The 18,851-nt window shown below is 51.2% G+C and carries 20 protein-coding genes, 1 tRNA gene and 1 pseudogene; 10 read left to right on the plus strand and 12 right to left on the minus strand.

What is annotated here, in order from left to right:
* Positions 1 to 55 precede the first annotated feature (55 nt).
* A tRNA-Ser gene (locus BM427_RS04400) sits at positions 56 to 143 on the minus strand.
* Positions 144 to 405: 262 nt separating this feature from the next.
* Between BM427_RS04400 and ghrA the strand changes: the two genes are divergently transcribed.
* From ghrA to ymdB, 6 genes are all read left to right on the plus strand, one after another.
* Entirely contained in the window at positions 406 to 1,344 is a 939-nt protein-coding gene (gene ghrA / locus BM427_RS04405; protein WP_090119565.1) for a glyoxylate/hydroxypyruvate reductase GhrA, read from the plus strand.
* 85 nt (positions 1,345 to 1,429) lie between these two features.
* Positions 1,430 to 2,167 (plus strand): phosphatase, encoded by a 738-nt coding sequence (locus tag BM427_RS04410; RefSeq protein ID WP_090119566.1) that lies wholly within the window; start codon positions 1,430 to 1,432, stop codon positions 2,165 to 2,167.
* Between the two features lie 19 nt (positions 2,168 to 2,186).
* Positions 2,187 to 2,738 carry a TorD/DmsD family molecular chaperone gene (locus BM427_RS04415; protein ID WP_090119568.1) on the plus strand — a complete coding sequence of 184 codons (552 nt, stop codon included), beginning with the start codon at positions 2,187 to 2,189 and terminating at the stop codon, positions 2,736 to 2,738.
* A gap of 104 nt (positions 2,739 to 2,842) precedes the next feature.
* Entirely contained in the window at positions 2,843 to 3,325 is a 483-nt protein-coding gene (locus tag BM427_RS04420; RefSeq protein ID WP_208809149.1) for a DUF1097 domain-containing protein, read from the plus strand.
* 160 nt (positions 3,326 to 3,485) lie between these two features.
* Positions 3,486 to 3,785, plus strand: a complete 300-nt coding sequence (locus tag BM427_RS04425) for a YmdA family protein (protein WP_090119572.1) — start codon at positions 3,486 to 3,488, stop codon at positions 3,783 to 3,785.
* 75 nt (positions 3,786 to 3,860) lie between these two features.
* Complete coding sequence (gene ymdB, locus BM427_RS04430; RefSeq protein WP_090119574.1) at positions 3,861 to 4,403, plus strand: O-acetyl-ADP-ribose deacetylase; 543 nt, start codon at positions 3,861 to 3,863, stop codon at positions 4,401 to 4,403.
* A gap of 38 nt (positions 4,404 to 4,441) precedes the next feature.
* On the opposite strand, the gene mdoC is transcribed toward ymdB, so the two are convergent.
* Positions 4,442 to 5,590, minus strand: a complete 1,149-nt coding sequence (gene mdoC, locus BM427_RS04435; RefSeq protein WP_090119576.1) for a glucans biosynthesis protein MdoC — start codon at positions 5,588 to 5,590, stop codon at positions 4,442 to 4,444.
* Between the two features lie 271 nt (positions 5,591 to 5,861).
* Here mdoC and mdoG point away from each other — a divergent pair, with 271 nt between their 5' ends.
* The 3 genes from mdoG (at position 5,862) to BM427_RS04450 (ending at position 10,219) form a co-directional block, all read left to right on the plus strand.
* Positions 5,862 to 7,397, plus strand: a complete 1,536-nt coding sequence (gene mdoG, locus BM427_RS04440) for a glucans biosynthesis protein MdoG (RefSeq protein ID WP_090120677.1) — start codon at positions 5,862 to 5,864, stop codon at positions 7,395 to 7,397.
* Positions 7,390 to 9,918, plus strand: coding sequence for a glucans biosynthesis glucosyltransferase MdoH (gene mdoH / locus BM427_RS04445; RefSeq protein WP_090119578.1), 2,529 nt, complete (start codon positions 7,390 to 7,392; stop codon positions 9,916 to 9,918). Before mdoG ends, mdoH begins: the two co-directional genes overlap by 8 nt.
* A gap of 73 nt (positions 9,919 to 9,991) precedes the next feature.
* Positions 9,992 to 10,219, plus strand: coding sequence for a YceK/YidQ family lipoprotein (locus BM427_RS04450; protein WP_090119580.1), 228 nt, complete (start codon positions 9,992 to 9,994; stop codon positions 10,217 to 10,219).
* Here BM427_RS04450 and BM427_RS04455 read toward each other — a convergent pair whose 3' ends face one another.
* The 3 genes from BM427_RS04455 to BM427_RS04465 all read right to left on the minus strand — a co-directional run bounded on the left by BM427_RS04455 (position 10,220) and on the right by BM427_RS04465 (position 13,086).
* Positions 10,220 to 10,594 carry a MysB family protein gene (locus BM427_RS04455; RefSeq protein WP_090120678.1) on the minus strand — a complete coding sequence of 125 codons (375 nt, stop codon included), beginning with the start codon at positions 10,592 to 10,594 and terminating at the stop codon, positions 10,220 to 10,222.
* A gap of 171 nt (positions 10,595 to 10,765) precedes the next feature.
* The gene (gene mdtG / locus BM427_RS04460; RefSeq protein WP_090119583.1) at positions 10,766 to 12,022 is read right to left on the minus strand and encodes a multidrug efflux MFS transporter MdtG; all 1,257 of its coding nucleotides are present in this window, start codon (positions 12,020 to 12,022) and stop codon (positions 10,766 to 10,768) included.
* A gap of 143 nt (positions 12,023 to 12,165) precedes the next feature.
* Entirely contained in the window at positions 12,166 to 13,086 is a 921-nt protein-coding gene (locus tag BM427_RS04465) for a Kdo(2)-lipid IV(A) acyltransferase (RefSeq protein WP_090119585.1), read from the minus strand.
* A gap of 217 nt (positions 13,087 to 13,303) precedes the next feature.
* Here BM427_RS04465 and trhO point away from each other — a divergent pair, with 217 nt between their 5' ends.
* Entirely contained in the window at positions 13,304 to 14,353 is a 1,050-nt protein-coding gene (trhO, locus tag BM427_RS04470; RefSeq protein ID WP_090119586.1) for an oxygen-dependent tRNA uridine(34) hydroxylase TrhO, read from the plus strand.
* Between the two features lie 39 nt (positions 14,354 to 14,392).
* On the opposite strand, the pseudogene BM427_RS04475 reads toward trhO, so the two are convergent.
* The 7 genes and pseudogenes from BM427_RS04475 to BM427_RS04505 all read right to left on the minus strand — a co-directional run.
* Positions 14,393 to 14,577, minus strand: a pseudogene (locus tag BM427_RS04475) (YceI family protein); the annotation flags it as partial.
* Positions 14,578 to 14,739: 162 nt separating this feature from the next.
* Positions 14,740 to 14,853 carry a YceO family protein gene (locus BM427_RS04480; RefSeq protein WP_090119587.1) on the minus strand — a complete coding sequence of 38 codons (114 nt, stop codon included), beginning with the start codon at positions 14,851 to 14,853 and terminating at the stop codon, positions 14,740 to 14,742.
* A gap of 49 nt (positions 14,854 to 14,902) precedes the next feature.
* Positions 14,903 to 16,021, minus strand: coding sequence for an N-methyl-L-tryptophan oxidase (gene solA / locus BM427_RS04485; protein WP_090119589.1), 1,119 nt, complete (start codon positions 16,019 to 16,021; stop codon positions 14,903 to 14,905).
* Between the two features lie 118 nt (positions 16,022 to 16,139).
* Positions 16,140 to 16,394, minus strand: coding sequence for a biofilm formation regulator BssS (bssS, locus tag BM427_RS04490; protein ID WP_007374460.1), 255 nt, complete (start codon positions 16,392 to 16,394; stop codon positions 16,140 to 16,142).
* A 275-nt stretch (positions 16,395 to 16,669) separates the two neighbouring features.
* On the minus strand, positions 16,670 to 16,915 hold the full coding sequence (gene dinI, locus BM427_RS04495) for a DNA damage-inducible protein I (protein WP_007374461.1): 246 nt from the start codon (positions 16,913 to 16,915) through the stop codon (positions 16,670 to 16,672).
* A gap of 73 nt (positions 16,916 to 16,988) precedes the next feature.
* A complete protein-coding gene (gene pyrC, locus BM427_RS04500) occupies positions 16,989 to 18,032 on the minus strand; it encodes a dihydroorotase (protein ID WP_090119591.1) in 1,044 nt (347 codons plus the stop codon).
* 117 nt (positions 18,033 to 18,149) lie between these two features.
* Entirely contained in the window at positions 18,150 to 18,710 is a 561-nt protein-coding gene (locus BM427_RS04505; RefSeq protein WP_090119592.1) for a lipoprotein, read from the minus strand.
* Positions 18,711 to 18,851 lie beyond the last annotated feature (141 nt).

The raw sequence follows: 18,851 nt of genomic DNA on the forward strand, positions 1-18,851 counted from the left end.
GGAGAATGTAAAAGAAAAAAGCCCGTACTTTCGTACAGGCTCTTATCTGAAATGATGGCGGTGAGGGGGGGATTCGAACCCCCGATACGTTGCCGTATACACACTTTCCAGGCGTGCTCCTTCAGCCACTCGGACACCTCACCACATTGTCTTCCCGATGTCATCGGGACGGGCGCTAATGTAGGGAAAAGCCATTGCGGCGTCAATCTTCTTTTTCAACAAATTCGCGCGTTTAGACAAACTTCAAACAACCTGCTTCGTAAACGTTCTGAAATCGCTTTTTTTCTCGTCACGGTACTTTCTCCGCGGCGTACAGAAGAAATTTGTTATGCTGATCACCCTTTTAAAAATCACCAACAGAACCGGAAATTATCCGGATACATCACAACGCGTTTTGGAGTTGGTATGGACATTATTTTTTATCACCCTTCCTTTAATAGTGATTACTGGATTAACACACTGCATAAGGCAATGCCACATGCACATGTTCGTGCATGGACAGCAGGCGATAATGCCCCGGCGGATTACGCCCTGGTGTGGCATCCACCTGTCGAAATGCTTAAAGGGCGTAAACTGAAAGGGGTGTTTGCGCTTGGTGCAGGAGTAGATGCCATTCTCGGTCAACTCAGCGCCAACCCAGGGATGCTGGCTGATGATATTCCGCTATTCCGTCTGGAAGACACCGGCATGGGATCGCAAATGCAAGAGTATGCGGTAAGTCAGGTATTGCACTGGTTCCGGCGTTTTGATGATTATCAGGTGTTAAAACAGCAGTCCCGATGGCAACAACTGGAGGAGTATGCGCACGGTGATTTTACTGTTGGTATTCTTGGCGCGGGGGTACTGGGTTCAAAAGTCGCGGAAAGCCTGCTGCCGTGGGGATTTCCGGTTCGTTGCTGGAGTCGCAGCCGTAAGTCGCTGCCCGGTATACAAAGTTTTGCCGGCCCTGAAGAACTCGGGGATTTTTTACAGGGCACTCGTGTGCTGATCAACTTGCTACCGAATACGTCGGAAACAGTGGGTCTTATTAATCAATCGCTGCTTAACCAACTCGCCGAACACAGTTATGTGATGAACCTGGCGCGCGGCGTCCACGTTGTGGAAGCCGATCTGCTGGCGGCGCTGGAGAGCGGAAAGGTGAAGGGCGCCATGCTTGATGTGTTTAGCCGCGAGCCGTTGCCCGCCGATAATCCGCTGTGGGCGCATCCGCGTGTCGCAATGACTCCGCACATTGCGGCGTTCACGAGACCGAACGAAGCCATTGAGTTTATCAGCCACACGATTGGCAAACTGGAGCGAGGAGAAACCGTCAGCGGGCGCGTTGACAGAGTTCGGGGTTATTGACGAAAGCCCGGCCCGGCCGGGTTTTGTCATTAAAATCGACACCGATAACTGCTATCCTTGCAAGAAATAACGACAGGAGTGAGACATGTACCCCGTTGACCTGCATATGCATACCGTCGCCAGCACCCATGCTTATAGCACGCTTCATGATTATATTGCTGAAGCAAAAAGCAAAGGCATCAAACTGTTTGCCATTACTGACCACGGCCCGGATATGGCGGATGCGCCACATTACTGGCACTTCGTCAATATGCGTATCTGGCCGCGTCTGGTGGATGGCGTGGGGATTTTACGCGGTATTGAGGCCAACATTAAAAACATTGATGGTGAGATTGACTGCACCGGCCCGATGCTGACATCACTCGATCTGATTATTGCTGGTTTCCATGAACCGGTCTTTCCGCCGCAGGATAAAACCACACATACGCAGGCGATGATTGCCACTATGGCCAGCGGCAACGTGCATATTATTAGCCATCCTGGCAACCCGAAATTTGAGGTTGATATTCCTGCCATCGCGGAAGCTGCCGCGAAATATCAGGTGGCGCTGGAAATTAACAACTCTTCCTTTATGCACTCACGCATAGGCAGTGAAGCTAACTGCCGTGCGATTGCCGCCGCGGTGCGTGATGCTGGTGGCTGGGTCGCGCTGGGATCGGATTCTCACACCGCGTTTACGCTGGGTGATTTCACCGAATGCCGTAAGGTGCTCGATGATGTCGGATTCCCGGAAGAACGTATTCTGAATGTCTCACCGCATCGCCTGCTGAGTTTCCTTGAGTCTCGTGGCATGGCACCGATTGCTGAGTTTTCTGAACTTTAATACTGACTGGAACAATTGAATGAACGAATTTTCTATCCTCTGCCGCGTGCTCGGCTCGCTGTTTTACCGTCAGCCGCAGGATCCGCTGCTGGTGCCGCTGTACACCATGATCCGCGAGGGGAAGCTGACGGAAAGCTGGCCTCTGGAGCAGGATGAACTGCTGGAGCGCTTGCAAAAAAACTGCGATGCGCAGGCGCTGGCTGCTGATTACAACGCGCTTTTTGTCGGCGAAGAGTGCCGGGTGCCGCCGTTTCGTAGCGCCTGGGTGGATGGCGCTACAGAAGCCGAAGCACGTTCATTTTTGTCGAGCCGTGGCATGCCATTAACCGATGCGCCAGCCGATCATATTGGTACATTGTTGCTGGCAGCCTCCTGGCTAGAAGACCAGTCGACTGAAGACGAAAGCGAAGCACTGGAAACGCTGTTCGCTGACTATCTGTTGCCTTGGTGCGGCACGTTCTTCGGTAAGGTTGAAGCCCACGCTACTACGCCGTTCTGGCGTACAATGGCGCCGCTTGCGCGCGATGCGATTGCAGCAATGTGGGATGAACTGCAGGAAGAATCCGCTTGATAATGTGATTTGCATCACTAATTTAATGTAACGGATAATTCATTGTTTCAAGTAATGTGCTTGTAATCACATAACCTCGGTGCGCATTTGTTATGATGCGCACCATGAACATTCTCCTTTCTATTGCACTGACGACGGGTATCCTCTCTGGCCTTTGGGGTTGGGTAGCGGTTTCCCTCGGCTTGATTAGCTGGGCGGGCTTTCTCGGATGTACGGCCTATTTCGCCTGCCCGCAGGGCGGGTTGAAAGGGCTGCTTATTTCCGTCTGTACCGTTATGAGTGGCGTTGTCTGGGCGCAAGTGATTATTCACGGTGCAGCGCTGGCACCGCATTTGGCGATCGTCGGTTATATGATGACCGGCGTGGTGGCGTTCCTGATGTGTTTGCAAGCCAAAAGTTTGCTGCTCTCTTTTGTTCCGGGCACGTTTATGGGGGCCTGCGCGATGTTTGCCGGGCAGAGCGAGTGGCGTATGATTGTACCTTCGCTCGCCGTCGGGCTGCTATTCGGCTATGCCATGAAAAATAGCGGCCTGTGGATCGCGGCTCGCCGCGCGCAGTCTTTGCTAAATGAGCAAGAAAAAATATAAACCGCATCAACAAAAAGATCTTTTAAAAACAGAATGATAATCAAAAATGTCCTGTTTTGCGTACCGACACTATTAAAGTGATTAATTAAAAAAGCCGATGAGTCAGATAGGTGGAATATCTGACTCCCACCATCAAAGATGAGTAATCTGTGAGGTGTTTATGCGGCTTTTCATGGTATTCCTGTTTCCTCTGTTTATCCTTTTATCTACCACTTCTGTCGGTGCTGCGACGACGGGCGGGATCATTCACTTCCAGGGCGCGATTGTTGAGGATGGCTGCGATTATCGTTTCCACGCACAGCAACTTCAGCTCTCTTGTCCGCAGGGGAAAAAGGTTGAAACGCGGCAATTTTCTCTTCGCGACATTGATGGGCAGTCTTTTGCATCGCTGGCGAAAATTGAGGTGCGCTATCTCGATCCTGAGCATTCCAGGGCCATTGTCGTTATCAGTTATCGCTGATTGTGACTGCATGTTGCCCCCCGCCCAGGATACACTTATCGCAAAGACGGTTGGTTGACCGGAAAGGGGGCAAAAATGCAGCCACGTATGCAGGTACTTCAAGGGGATATTACGACTCTTGAGGTTGATGTTATTGTGAATGCCGCAAACTCGTCGCTACTAGGCGGGGGGGGTGTTGATGGCGCTATTCATCGTGCGGCAGGACCGGAATTATTGAAGGCGTGTCAGCAGGTGCGTCAGCAGCAGGGGGAGTGTCCTCCTGGGCATTCGGTGATTACCACGGCAGGAAATTTGCGTGCCAAGGCGGTGATCCACACGGTTGGGCCGGTTTGGCATGGCGGAGGCGAACACGAAGCTCGTCTGCTGGAGGATGCGTACCGTAACAGTTTGTTGCTCGCTGAGGCTAACGGATATACCTCGATTGCCTTCCCGGCGATAAGCACTGGTGTATACGGCTATCCGAAACCGGCAGCGGCAGAAATTGCGGTCAATACGGTTTCTGCGCATCTGATCCGGCGACCGCAGCTACAGCAGGTTTTGTTTGTCTGCTTTGATGCCGAAACAGCGCATCTTTACCAGCATTTATTAACTCAGCAGGGCGAAGAGTCTGCAAAATAGGGGAAACGCAGGCCGCTCGTCGTGAGCCGCCTGCGAAATCAACGGGCGGTAGCGTGCGTTTTTACCTCTTTCTCCTGCGGTTTACCGGAGAAGAGAAAACGCAGCAGCGGAATGCGCAAGTGAATTTCGTACAGCAAAACTGCAATCCCAATGACGAATACCAGCCCGGTGACAAAACCTAACGCGTTCGACTGAATATGTGGGGTTATCCATGCGCCGAAGAGTAGGGTCAGTGGGTGGTGTACCAGATAAATAAACAGAGACGCATTGACAAAATAACTCACTCGCGGCGACTGAAAATTAAGCAACCGGTGCCCCAGCGAGAACACCACATTCACCATCCACAGCCCCAGCAGCATAGTAATTACCGCTTCAGTCTCATACATCCACGCATCGCCATTGCCATAGCGCTGGTTAAGCAGATAAGCAACAAACGCCAGCGCTGAGCCAGCCATACACCACGGTGACGGTGTGGTAAAAAGTGATTTTAGTCGTGGATTTATGAAAGTCAGCGCACCAAGGATAAAGAATGGAATGTAAAACAGCGACTGCATGACGGCGAAATTAAACAGTGCATCGCGCAATATATCAGGATACAACAGAAAAATAATGCGCCGAAATGTGGCCCAGACAATGCCCAGTAGCAGGAACCAGAGGGAAAGCGTCCCGAGTGAAATAGAAGCAAGCAGGCGATCGGCATGGTTTTTTATTTTTTTAAACAACCACATGCCAACCGTTGTTAATATGACAAGTACCAACAGAAACCATAAATGAGATATCAACTCCCACGACAGTGTATTGAATTTGTCATACGCCGATAAGGTGCGCCATTGCTCGGTATTGTTGTTCACATATTGCAACATAATAAATTGTGGCAACGTGAGTAACGGAATTGCGGTGAGCATCGGTATACCGACGCGCTCAACGCGCACCCTCCACCAGCGTTTCAGAGGATAACGCAGATATAGCATGTATGAAAAATAACCGGATATAACAAAAAACACCTGCATACGAAACGCATGAATAGCGTCATTAAACAGGGTTAGCCACCAGGAAGGGTAGGTACTGTTAACGTGCCACATATGACTGGAATAAATCAGCGAGATGTGGAACGGGATCCCAAGCAGCATTAACCACGCACGGATGGAATCGAGGAAATATTCTCGTTGTGTGGGTACTCTGACCATATAGCTCCGGGCATTCTAAGACTTTTCGCCTTATTCATAAGAAAGATAAGGGTTACATTCGAAACTAACCCTACACTATGCCCTATAACCTGTCTCCAGGATAAGCCTGTAAAACGACAAAGGTGGGTTTCTTTGCCTGGTCAAAGAGCCAGCGGGCAGAACAATACAGGGATTCAGTTGTCGGATTGGCTGAGTTTCCATTAAAATGGATCGGATCGATTTAAGCACACAAAGGGGGAAGTGCTTAGTTATTATGAAACCTAAATTACAAATGATGAAAATGCGTTGGGTAGGTGCTGCGGTTCTGTTGTCACTTTATACGTCATCAGGCTGGGCTTTTTCTATTGACGATGTCGCAAAACAGGCTCAATCCCTGGCTGGCAAAGGCTATGAAGCACCCAAGAGCAATCTGCCCTCTGCGTTCCGCGACATGAAATACGCGGACTATCAGCAGATTCAGTTCAACCACGACAAAGCCTACTGGAACGCGACCAACACCCCGTTTAAGCTTGAGTTTTATCATCAGGGCATGTATTTCGATACGCCGGTGACCATCAACGAAGTGACCGCCAACGCCGTTCGCCAAATTAAATACAGCCCGGACTACTTTAATTTCGGTAACGTTCAGCACGATAAAGACACTGTAAAAGATCTTGGTTTTGCTGGTTTCAAAGTTCTTTACCCCATTAATAATAAAGATAAAAACGATGAAATCGTCAGCATGCTGGGCGCAAGCTACTTCCGCGTGATTGGCGCAGGTCAGGTTTATGGGCTTTCCGCACGCGGTCTGGCAATTGATACTGCGCTTCCCTCCGGTGAAGAGTTCCCGCGTTTTCGTGAATTCTGGATCGAGCGTCCCAAGCCTGGCGATAAACGCCTGACGATTTACGCATTGCTGGATTCACCACGCGCCACGGGTGCCTATCGCTTCGTCATTATTCCTGGTCGCGATACCGTAGTGGATGTGCAGTCCAAAATTTACCTGCGCGATAAAGTGGGCAAACTGGGTATTGCACCGCTGACCAGTATGTTCCTGTTCGGTCCGTCGCAGCCCTCTCCGGCGATCAACTACCGCCCGGAGCTGCATGATTCTAACGGTCTGTCGATGCTTGCTGGCAACGGTGAATGGATCTGGCGTCCACTGAACAACCCGAAACACCTGGCTGTCAGCAGCTATGAGATGGAAAACCCGCAGGGCTTTGGCTTGTTGCAGCGTGGACGTCAGTTCTCCCGTTTTGAAGACATTGATGACCGCTACGATCTGCGTCCGAGCGCATGGGTCACGCCGAAAGGCGAGTGGGGTAAAGGGAAGGTTGAGCTGGTTGAAATTCCGACTAATGACGAGACCAACGACAACATCGTGGCTTACTGGACGCCGGATCAACTGCCGGAACCAGGCAAGGAGATGAACTTTAAATACACCATCACCTTTAGTCGCGACGAAGATAAATTGCATGCGCCAGACAACGCCTGGGTACTGCAAACCCGTCGTTCGACCGGGGATGTAAAACAGTCGAACCTGATTCGTCAGCCTGACGGAACGATTGCATTTGTCGTCGATTTTACCGGCCAGGATATGAAAAAAATGCCGCGGGACACCCCAGTCACGGCGCAAGCCAGCATTGGCGATAACGGCGAAATCGTGGAAAACACCGTTCGCTATAATCCAGTGACGCAAGGTTGGCGCTTGATGTTGCGCGTGAAAGTTAAAGATCCGAAGAAAACGACGGATATGCGCGCGGCCCTGGTTAATGCCAACCAGACCCTGAGTGAAACCTGGAGCTATCAGCTACCTGCCAATGAATAAGACAACTGAGTATATCGACGCGCTGCCGCTTACGGATGCGGAGAAAGCAGTGCTGCCGACAGAGAGTATTCTGAGCGTGCATCAGGCGCTGGATGCTGAACACACAGACTGGAAACGTGCAGACGATACGCCATTGGGTTCTGTGACGGCGCGCTTGCAGCACAGCTGGCCGGATTCACTGGGCAAAGAGCAGCTTATTAAGGATGACGAAGGGCGTGCGCAACTTCAGGCGATGCCGAAAGCGAAGCGTTCTTCCATGTTTCCCGATCCGTGGCGTACCAACCCTATCGGACGTTTTTGGGATCGCCTACGTGGGCGGGAAGTGGTGCCACGTTATCTTTCTCGTCTGACGAAAGAAGAGCAGGCACACGAACAGAAATGGCGTACTGTCGGCTCAGTCCGCCGTTATATTTTACTGCTGCTGACGCTCGCGCAGACGGTGGTGGCAACCTGGTATATGAAAACCATCCTGCCTTATCAGGGCTGGGCACTGATCAACCCGACCGATATGGCGGGCCAGAATCTGTGGGTTTCTTTTATGCAGTTGCTGCCGTACGTGCTGCAAACCGGCATCCTGATTCTGTTCGCCGTTTTATTCTGTTGGGTATCCGCCGGTTTCTGGACGGCGCTAATGGGCTTCCTGCAGTTGCTGATCGGCCGCGACAAGTACAGTATTTCGCACTCAACGGTGGGTGATGAGCCGCTTAATCCGGAACATCGTACCGCGTTGATTATGCCTATCTGTAATGAAGATGTGGATCGCGTTTTTGCGGGGCTGCGTGCGACCTGGGAATCAGTTAAAGCCACCGGGCAGCAACAGCATTTCGACGTCTATATCCTCAGCGACAGTTATAACCCGGATATCTGCGTTGCTGAGCAGAAAGCGTGGATGGAGCTGATCGCGGAAGTACAGGGCGAAGGGCAGATCTTCTATCGCCGTCGTCGTCGCCGTGTGAAACGTAAAAGCGGCAACATCGACGACTTCTGCCGTCGCTGGGGCAGCCAGTACAGTTACATGGTTGTGCTGGACGCAGACTCTGTGATGAGCGGTGAATGTCTGACCGGGCTGGTGCGTCTGATGGAAGCCAACCCCAATGCCGGGATCATCCAGTCGTCGCCGAAAGCGTCCGGTATGGATACGCTCTACGCGCGCTGCCAGCAATTTGCCACCCGCGTTTACGGGCCGCTGTTTACTGCGGGGCTACACTTCTGGCAGTTGGGGGAATCCCACTACTGGGGGCATAACGCAATTATCCGCGTTAAGCCGTTTATCGAACACTGCGCGCTGGCGCCGCTGCCGGGTGAAGGCTCTTTTGCGGGATCCATTTTGTCGCATGACTTCGTGGAAGCAGCGCTGATGCGTCGTGCGGGCTGGGGCGTTTGGATCGCATATGACCTGCCGGGTTCGTACGAAGAGCTTCCGCCGAACCTGCTCGATGAATTGAAGCGTGACCGTCGTTGGTGCCATGGCAACCTGATGAACTTCCGTCTGTTCCTGGTCAAAGGTATGCACCCCGTACACCGCGCAGTGTTCCTGACAGGCGTAATGTCCTACCTTTCCGCACCGTTGTGGTTTATGTTCCTTGCGCTCTCCACGGCGTTGCAGGTGGTGCATGCCCTGACGGAGCCGCAGTACTTCCTGCAGCCTCGTCAGCTGTTCCCAGTATGGCCACAGTGGCGTCCTGAGTTGGCTATTGCGCTGTTTGCCTCGACGATGGTGCTGCTGTTCCTGCCGAAGCTACTCAGTATCATTCTGGTATGGTGTAAAGGGCCGAAGGAGTATGGCGGCTTCTTCCGCGTAACAATCTCGTTGCTGCTGGAAGTGCTGTTCTCGGTGCTTTTGGCGCCTGTACGCATGCTATTCCATACTGTATTTGTTGTCAGTGCTTTCCTCGGCTGGGAAGTGGTATGGAATTCGCCGCAGCGTGATGATGACTCCACGCCATGGGGTGAAGCCTTTATGCGTCACGGCTCGCAGTTACTGCTGGGGCTGGTGTGGGCAGTGGGAATGGCGTGGCTGGATCTGCGTTTCCTGTTCTGGTTGGCGCCGATTGTATTCTCGCTGATCCTGTCGCCATTTGTATCAGTGATCTCCAGTCGCTCCACGGTGGGTCTGCGTACGAAACGCTGGAAGCTGTTCCTCATTCCGGAAGAGTATTCACCGCCGCAGGTGCTGGTGGATACCGATAACTATCTGGAACTGAACCGCTCGCGTTCGCTGGAGGATGGTTTTATGCACGCGGTGTTTAATCCTTCTTTCAATGCGCTGGCAACAGCAATGGCAACTGCGCGTCATCGCTCCAGCCGCGTGCTGGACATTGCCCGCGACCGTCACGTTGAGCAGGCTTTGAACGAAACGCCTGAGAAGCTGAACCGCGATCGTCGCCTGGTGCTGTTAAGCGATCCCGTTACACTTTCTCGACTCCACTATCGCTTATGGTCCGCGCCGGAGAGATATCTTTCATGGGTAAATCAGTATGAAGAGCTGAAGCTGAATCCGCTGGCGTTGAAGGCGAAGTAAGCCGACATTAAGGAAAATACCGGCCATTGTGCCGGTATTTTTTTACTCTGCAAACAGCAAGGTGAGGTCAGGTGTGAGAGTTATTCTGATTGTCGTAATGTCCTGTTTATTGAGCGGCTGCGGCAGCATTATTAGTCGAACTATACCGGGGCAGGGCCACGGGAATCAGTACTATCCCGGCGTGCAATGGGACGTTCGTGATTCGGCATGGCGCTATATTACTGTGCTCGATCTGCCTTTTTCACTGGTGTTTGACACTTTACTATTGCCACTGGATGCACATCACGGCCCCTATGAGTGATCAGCGCTCATCCCATTCATCTGCGGCGGTCTGACCTTCTTCGGTATCGAGTGGCGGTTCAAGTTGAAATTCTCCCTCGTCCCATTCGTGCAGCGTATTTTCTTCCTGCCACTCCTGGCTTATTTCGATCTCGTCGAAATCACCGTCAAATACGCTTTGTGCGGCTTCGCCACTAAGCATCGGCAGACACTCCCCTGGCTCCTCATCATCGGCAAAAAACTCAGCCTGCCACGCGATATCGCCATCCTGAAGAATATACTTTTGCACATTAAATTGCTGCACACTGATCTCGTCTTCATCAACATCGGGATTACTGGCAAGAAAAATTTCCCGTGCGGCATCAATTGCTTCAGACAGTGTTGAGTAATATTCCAGTTCGGATTCAGCCATGTAAAACTCCTCAAGTCGCAGAAAAAGTACCTGCAAAAATCTATAGACGCTGGTTTCGCCAGCGTCAAATGATGGTTGAGGTAATCAGACATTTAACAGGAATTAGTCATTATGAAAATGCGGCAGAGCAGGGTGGGGGCCCCGCGCTGTAACCGATCACTCTTTACTGCTGACTACGGATGTTGTGGAAGTAGGCGTTTCAACATGAAAGCGTGCAGGGCGCTGTAAGCTAAACCAGGAATAGATGGCATTAAATAGCACCACGCCTGCGGTTACGCAAAAGACCGCGCGGAACCCATAGCTGGCGGAAACCGCTGCACCAATAAGCGGCCCGGTTACATTGCCAATATCACGGAATGACTGGTTATAACTGAAGATGCGCCCGGCAATCTGGCTGGTTGAGTTATACACCAGCAACGTCTGCACAGCTGGAAGCAATGCACCATCGGCGGCGCCGAGCAGGAAGCGCAGAATCGCCAGTTGCCAGGGGGCTTGTACTACCGACATGGGTACCAGCAACAGCACGGATATCACCAGCGCGGCCACCAGAATTTTCTCCGGGCCGATGCGATCGCCCAGTTTTCCCAGACGAGGAGCGCTCATCAGTGCCGCAACGCCTGGCACCGACGCAATTATGCCGCTGATAAACGCGATATTGCTGACGTTACCCATCAACTCGCGTACATATAGCGTCAGAATCGGGGCAATGGATCCTGTTGCCACTTGAATAATCATGGTGGTGATAAACAGGCTCAGCACCAGTTTTGGGTTTTTCAGCGAGGCAAAAACCTCTTTAAAGTGCAGCATTTCGCGTTTTGCCACCGGGACAAAATTCTCCCGGATACAGAACAATGTCAGCAGGAAACAGAGGAACAGCACTGACGCGGTGATAAAAAAGACCATCCGCAGGCCCCAGTTATCCGCCAGAAGGCCGCCTGCCAGCGGACCAAGCAGTGCCCCGCCGACGCCGCCGGTAGAAAGGGTACCGAGCGCCCAGCCGCTTTTATTCCGCGGCATTTGTGTCGCAATCAAGGCATTCGCGTTCGGGATAAAGCCACCCAATAAGCCCAAAAGTGCGCGTAAGGCTAAAAATTGCCAGACATTTTGCGCCATTCCCATCAGTGCCATGACAATTGCCATGCCCAGCGCCGAACGCAGCAACATAATTTTGCGCCCTTTACGGTCGGCAAGCCCGCCCCAGAACGGCGAGGCGATGGCAGAAAACAGAAAGGTAATACTAAACGCCAGCCCGGACCATATATTCAGCGCGCCAGGATCGGTTACGCCGAGTTGCTCAACATACAGTGGCAGGAAAGGCATGACCAGGCTGAAGGCTGCGCCAGTAAGAAAACAACCAAACCAGGTAACGGCAAGATTACGTTGCCAGTTTATTGGGGCATCAGAAGATGACATAACCATCCGTACAGCGTTGTTGCAACGCGCGCATAAGGGAAATTGATAAGCATGCTAATTATGCGCTCAGGTAATGGTTGCTGCAATGTGTGGGACGATTTTTGTGTAGTGAAAAAAGCCCGCAATACGGGCTTTACAGATGCTCAGTAACGAGAAGGAACGCCTTCAGGGCGCGTCTTAAAGCGGCGATGTAGCCACATATATTGTTCGGGAGCCAGCATGATGCAACGCTCCACGACTTTGTTCATCCAGGCGGCTGTCGTTTCTGCATCGTCAAGCGGAGGAGAGAACTCCGGTTCCAGCATGATCAACTCATAGCCTTTCGCATCCGGCTTACGGCGCGGAACAAAGGGTACAATAGCGGCCTGAGACATGCGCGCCAGCATCCAGGTGCCGGAAGTAGACGCAGCCTGGTCAACGGCAAAGAAAGGGGCGAAAACGCTGGCTCGCGGGCCGTAATCGTGGTCCGGGGCGTACCAGACAACTTCGCCAGCTTTCAGCGCACGGATCATACCTTTAAGATCTTTTCGATCGAGCATGCTTTTGTTGGAACGCATGCGGCCCCAGGTCTGCATCAGATCAATAACCGGATTATCATTCGGTCTGTAGACACCAATCCCGGGCTCATTCATTCCGAACATGCGCGCGCCCATTTCCAGAGTCAGAAAATGCACGCCAATCAGCAAAATACCGCGCTTTTGTGCCTGTACATTGCGAACATATTCAAAACCGGATACATCCATCCAGCGGGCTATTCGGCGATCTGACCAGAACCAGGCCATGCCCGTTTCCATTAGACCCATGCCGACTGACTCAAAATTTTTGGTAACCATACGCTGGCGTTCTTCGGCGTGCATCTGCGGGAAACAGAGTTCAAGATTGCGCTCGGCGATTTTTACACGGCGTCTCATTACACACTTAGCCAGATGGCCAATGCTATACCCCAGGCGATAAATGACCGGATAGGGGAGTTGAACGACCAGCCACAGCAAACCCATTCCAAACCAGGTTGGCCAAAAACGAGGGTGTAAAAGTGAGACTGAAAATTTAGGTAAAAGCGTCATGACTGTCCTGTGTTAAGCAACAATTCCCTGTATTCTCGCATTTTTTCAGAGTTTGCCAAAATCCCGGCGCACGGAATGGCTGTTTCTCCGGTGATTGTTATACCGCAATGAGCAGATTGAGATGAAATGTAGCGTAAAATGTGTGGATGTAAATTATCAATATTTGCTTTATGATGCCGCCGTTTTTTCACTCTCTACTTTGCAGGATACGTACACCATGCCAGTGTTACACAACCGCATCGCCAACGATGAATTAAAAGCGCGCATGCTTGCGGAAACCGAGCCGCGTATTACGGTCTCGTTTTATAAATATTTTTCTATTATTAATCCGCAGGAAACGCGCGATGCCCTTTACCAGGCGTTTACCGCACTGAAGGTATTTGGTCGAATTTATCTTGCCCATGAAGGGATTAATGCCCAGGTCAGCGTACCGAAAAGCCGGTTCCCGGCTTTGCGTGATGTTCTTTATGCCTTCGATCCGGCGCTGGATGGTCTGCGTATGAATATCGCCATTGACGATGACGGTAAATCATTCTGGGCGCTGCGCATGAAAGTGCGCGATCGCATTGTTGCTGACGGTATTGAAGATGAGAGTTTTGACGCCAGCGATGTCGGCGATTACCTGAAAGCAGCGGAAGTGAACGCTATGCTCGACGATCCGGACGCGATTTTTATCGATATGCGCAACCACTATGAATATGAGGTGGGGCATTTTGACGGCGCGCTGGAGATCCCGGCCGATACCTTCCGCGAGCAGTTACCTAAAGCCGTTGAGATGATGCAGGCGCATAAAGACAAGAAAATTGTGATGTATTGCACTGGCGGTATTCGTTGCGAAAAGGCGAGCGCCTGGATGAAACACAACGGTTTTAATAAAGTGTGGCATATTGAAGGCGGGATTATTGAGTATGCCCGCCGTGCCCGTGAACAGGGGTTGCCTGTTCGCTTTGTCGGGAAGAATTTCGTTTTCGATGAGCGAATGGGGGAACGCATTTCCGACGACGTGATTGCCCATTGCCACCAGTGCGGTGCGCCTTGCGACGCGCATACCAATTGTCGCAATGACGGTTGCCATTTGCTGTTTATTCAGTGCCCAACTTGTGCAGAGAAATATGAGGGCTGTTGCAGTGAATTGTGTCAGGAAGAGAGCAAGTTGCCAGAAGAGGAGCAGCGTAAACGCCGCGCCGGACGTGAGAATGGCAATAAAATCTTCAACAAATCACGTGGACGCCTGAACACTAAAATGGGTATTCCGGATCCGGAATAATACAAACAGGAGGGGGGAAAACTCTCTCCTGCTTATTGTCTTCTGCTGTACACCCTCAACGGAAATAATCAACTTCACATCCTGCGATGCCTGCCCCGTTCGGTCGTAATATTGAAATTTTTCAGCGCAATTTTGCCGGAAGCATCGAACCCTGAACGTACGCCACGCCATGGATCTTTGACCTTACCGATGAGTTTTGCCACCAACACTACCGGCTTCGTTACTCATGTTTTTTGAATGATTATAACTTCTAATGTTCAGATGATTAGTGAGAACCAAGTCAGTCTGGCGGTTAGCAGCAGGATATGTGAGATTTGTGTTGTTCAGGAAAATTGTTTTAATCCCATCTTTTTTAAGTGAATTTTAGCTTTTATCCGTAGTTATGGTCAGAACCATACAATATAAATCAGGTCGATAAGCGCAACGAGTAGCCACAGCGTAATATATAATATCAAATGCTCACGCACGTTATTAATAAGGTAGTTGAATAAACGACGCATGATCTCTCCGCAGAAAAATAAAGCGGCCACAAATAAGGCCGCGGACGGATTATCGGGTAAAGCGTGACAGGGAAAAAGGCGTTAAATCAAAATCGCTGCATTTACCTTGCGCAAATGCACTGGCTATTTCGCCGAACACTGGGGCGAATTTAAATCCATGGCCGCTCAGTCCAGTGATAATCAGCGTGTCCGGGTGTTCCGGCAAGGTATCAATAATAAAATCTTCATCCGGCGAGTTATCATAGGTACATGAAGCACCATAAAGGCAACCGCCGATGCCTGGCAAGAACTGGCGCAGAAAACCGAAGCACTCTGAACCGTCTCCCGCTTCATCGCCAAAGGGCGTACGCTGTTGCGCCTCGTCAATGAGCTGGCCTCCGTTATGACGCCCAATCTTTAGCGCGTTGTCTTCGGCGGGGAAGCCGTAATACTGGTCGCCATTCGGCATTTCACCGGTGAAAGCTGGGAAATGATTTTTGCTGCTGTAGCGACCGTCCGCCTGGAACCAGGCGAAAACCTTGCGTACGGGTTGTACCGGAAGTGTTGGAATTAACTGACGTACCCAGGTGCCGGCACTAATTAACACTTTTTTGCCGACGAACTCCCCTTCCGCTGTTTCGATGGTAATACCTTCAGGGCCATGACGCAGCGCAGTAACCGGACAGTTAAACAGTTGCGCGCAACCGGCTTGCTGGGCGAGACGGATCCAGGTTTTTACAGCCAATTCGCTCCTCAGCACGCCGGAATCGGCTTCGAACAGACCAATATAGTCTTCCGGTACGGTGATTTCGGGCCAGCGGGCCATCAACGAAGGCGCATCCAGTTTTTCTACCGCCAGATCCCATTGCTTAGCACTGTCGGCGACATTAGCGAGAAAGTCGGAATCAGCCGGTCCGAGGTTGATCACACCGGTCCGTTCGAACACCGCCTCACCACTTTCGCTGGCTAACTGCTCCCACAACTGTTGGGCGCGCAGCACCAGCGGAACATATTTTTCACCTTCACCATACGCGTGGCGAATAAGACGTGTATCGCCATGATGGCTGCCTTGCTGGTGTGGCGGGAGATGCGCATCGGTCATCAGCACATTTAGCCCGGCCCGGGTAGCATAGTAGCCGGTCGCAGCACCGACAGATCCGCTGCCGATAATAATCAGGTCATATTTCATGGTGTTCTCCAGGAAAAAGCGTGTTCAGGAGGGTAATTAACCTGACGGCGTTATACAAGGGTAGAAATAATTAAGGCACCCTGAAGGGTGCCTGTTGGTATGAAGGTCAGCATTAACACTAATGCCTACGGTACTCATCTTGCTGGTAATCGCCTGATTCAATCTTGGCAATACCCGCCTCGAGAATCGATATAAACTGGCGGGCGACATCTGTCGTTAACCATAATGTCTGGCCGACTTCAGTCTCTTCCTGAGCAGCTCTGTTTGGGGTCTGGTAGTGTAACCGGAGCATCAGGGCGTCGTAACTGTCCACGGTACTGATGTCCCATCCGACCAGTGGATGGGTCTGGATGACTTCATTATTCTTTACCATCATAACCCCCATATTAGCGTGTTTATTTAGACAACGACTTTCGAGGTTCAATGCGTGTTTTATTTGAAGCCTCTTTAGTATATCAACATCTGGGGGTGATGATCGAATAAATAAACACTCTGCAACATGTTTTTTGGGCTGTTTGATTTTTTTGAATAAGAAAACGAAACCTTAAACACATATTTTTACTAAAGAATTAGAGAAATAATGCAAAGCGTAAAAAACAGACAAAAAAGCCGGGGCGACCCGGCAATAAGAACAAACGCAAAGAGAAATTAGTCGTTGATAAACCAGTCGTCTGCGCTTTCCCAGGTTTCTTGCAAAATTTCACTTATGCGATCTTTATCTTCTTTTGCACCACCAAGCACCGACAAGTTATTAGCCGCAGCATAACGAACAGTGATCTTGTTATCGTGTTCGGGATAGTAATTATTGAGTCGGCGGGATAATTCGCCTGCCAGCGCATCGATAGCACCTGGCGGTAAAGGTGTGGTTTTGGCAATAGTCACTTCAATGCGCATAATAGCCCCCTGTGTATTTACTGTATATATATACAGTTAATGAAATACCTTTACAACAGGGGACGTAAAATTTTTATTGCTTAACGCGCCAGCGAACGGTTTCACCCGCGAGGAACGGTACTAGTGTATCATCGGTCAGGGCAATGGTCTCTGGCACGAGGCTTTCGATGCGTTCCAGCTCAATAAAGCCCTCGTTGAGCGGGAGCCCGTAAAAACGTGGCCCGTTCAGTGAGCAGAATGCTTCAAAATGCTGCAAGGCATTCATCTCTTCAAATACGGTAGCGTAGCTGCCGAGTGCGGTTGGTGCATTGAAGCAACCGGCGCAACCACAGCTGGCTTCTTTTCGGCGCCGTGCGTGCGGTGCGGAATCAGTGCCGAGAAAAGCGCGCTCAAATCCGCTGGCGACTAACTCTCGCAGCGCCTGCTGATGGATGTTGCGTTTAAGGATTGGCAAGCAGTAGAGATGCGGACGTACGCCGCCAACCAGCATATGGTTACGGTTAAACATCAAATGCTGTGGCGTAATGGTGGCCGCCAGGCGTTCGTTGCCCTCGCGCACGTAATCAACCGCGTCTTTGGTGGTGATATGCTCAAATACCACTTTCAACCCAGGAAGGCGTTGGCGCAACGGCTCCATTACCGTTTCAATAAAACGCGCTTCGCGATCGAAGATATCGATATCGGCGTGGGTCACCTCACCATGCACCAGCAGCGGCATACCCAGTTTTTCCATACGCTCCAGCACCAGCATAATGGCATCAATGCTGGTAACGCCATGGCTGGAGTTGGTGGTGGCATTGGCGGGATAAAGTTTTGCCGCCGTAAAGACGTTTTCGTTAAACCCACGTTCCACTTCATCCGCACTCAGACTGTCGGTCAGATAGCAAGTCATTAGCGGAGTGAAATCATGTCCCGCAGGTACGGCATCAAGAATGCGCTGGCGGTACGCACGCGCAGCATCCACAGTTGTCACAGGGGGAGCGAGATTGGGCATGACAATGGCGCGGGCGTAGGTTTCACTGGTCCACGGCACCACGGTTTTTAACATATCGCCATCACGCAGGTGGACGTGCCAGTCGTCAGGACGGCGGATTTTCAAAACCTGGGGTTGTGTCATTGGAGTGCTCCGGCTGGTGAGAATCAGATGTTTTTTGCCGGGCACTAAGGATAAGCGGAAACGTTTTCGTTTGCATCTTTTTCCTGAAAAAAAGGGTGCCCGCGAGCACCCTGTGACTCAGTCGGTGAGGGGGATAATAATTTCGCCTGGCTTCACCTCAATGCCTTTTGCGTATTTCTTCGCCAGCGCCTCGCCTTTGCTGCTGTCCTCTTTCAGCACATAAGCCGGGCGCTGATTAAAGTAGCTGCGTAGTGACTGGTTCAGATAGGGCATCAATGTTTGCAGCACCGTCTGCATTTTTTCTGGCTGCACGTCGGCTTTCACCACTTCCATCTCCTGCAAGTAAATGGCGCCTTTCTCTTTATCAAACACCGGCAACGCCTTCAGTTTCAGCTTGATGACTGCTTTCTGGTTACCGAAAAGGGATGTCATATCGAGGTTGGCATCGCCGGTCAACATCACTTTGTTCGGCTCTTCACGACCAATTTCCGCCGCCAGGTTGTTCAGCACAACGTGTGCGTCAGCCACGCCAGGCAGACCAATGTCTTTCGCAAAATTATTGCGTTTTTGCAGTGCCTGGTTAATTTCCTGTTCGCTGATTGAATATTGGGTCAGTTGGTTACAGCCTACCAGCACGCCGCTCAGCAGTAAGGCAGCGGCAAAAAATATCTTCTTCATAATTCCTCAACGTCATTCCGAAAGCGCCAAAGCCGGTGCGTAGGATGCGTCAGGCACGGTACAAAGGCTAGCGGAAAAAACTGAATGGCTGGTGGGAACATACGCTTACATCCATCCTTGAGCCCACTAAATAGCCCTCTA

This window comes from Kosakonia arachidis (assembly GCF_900116535.1).
GTDB classification, from domain to species: Bacteria; Pseudomonadota; Gammaproteobacteria; order Enterobacterales; family Enterobacteriaceae; genus Kosakonia; species Kosakonia arachidis.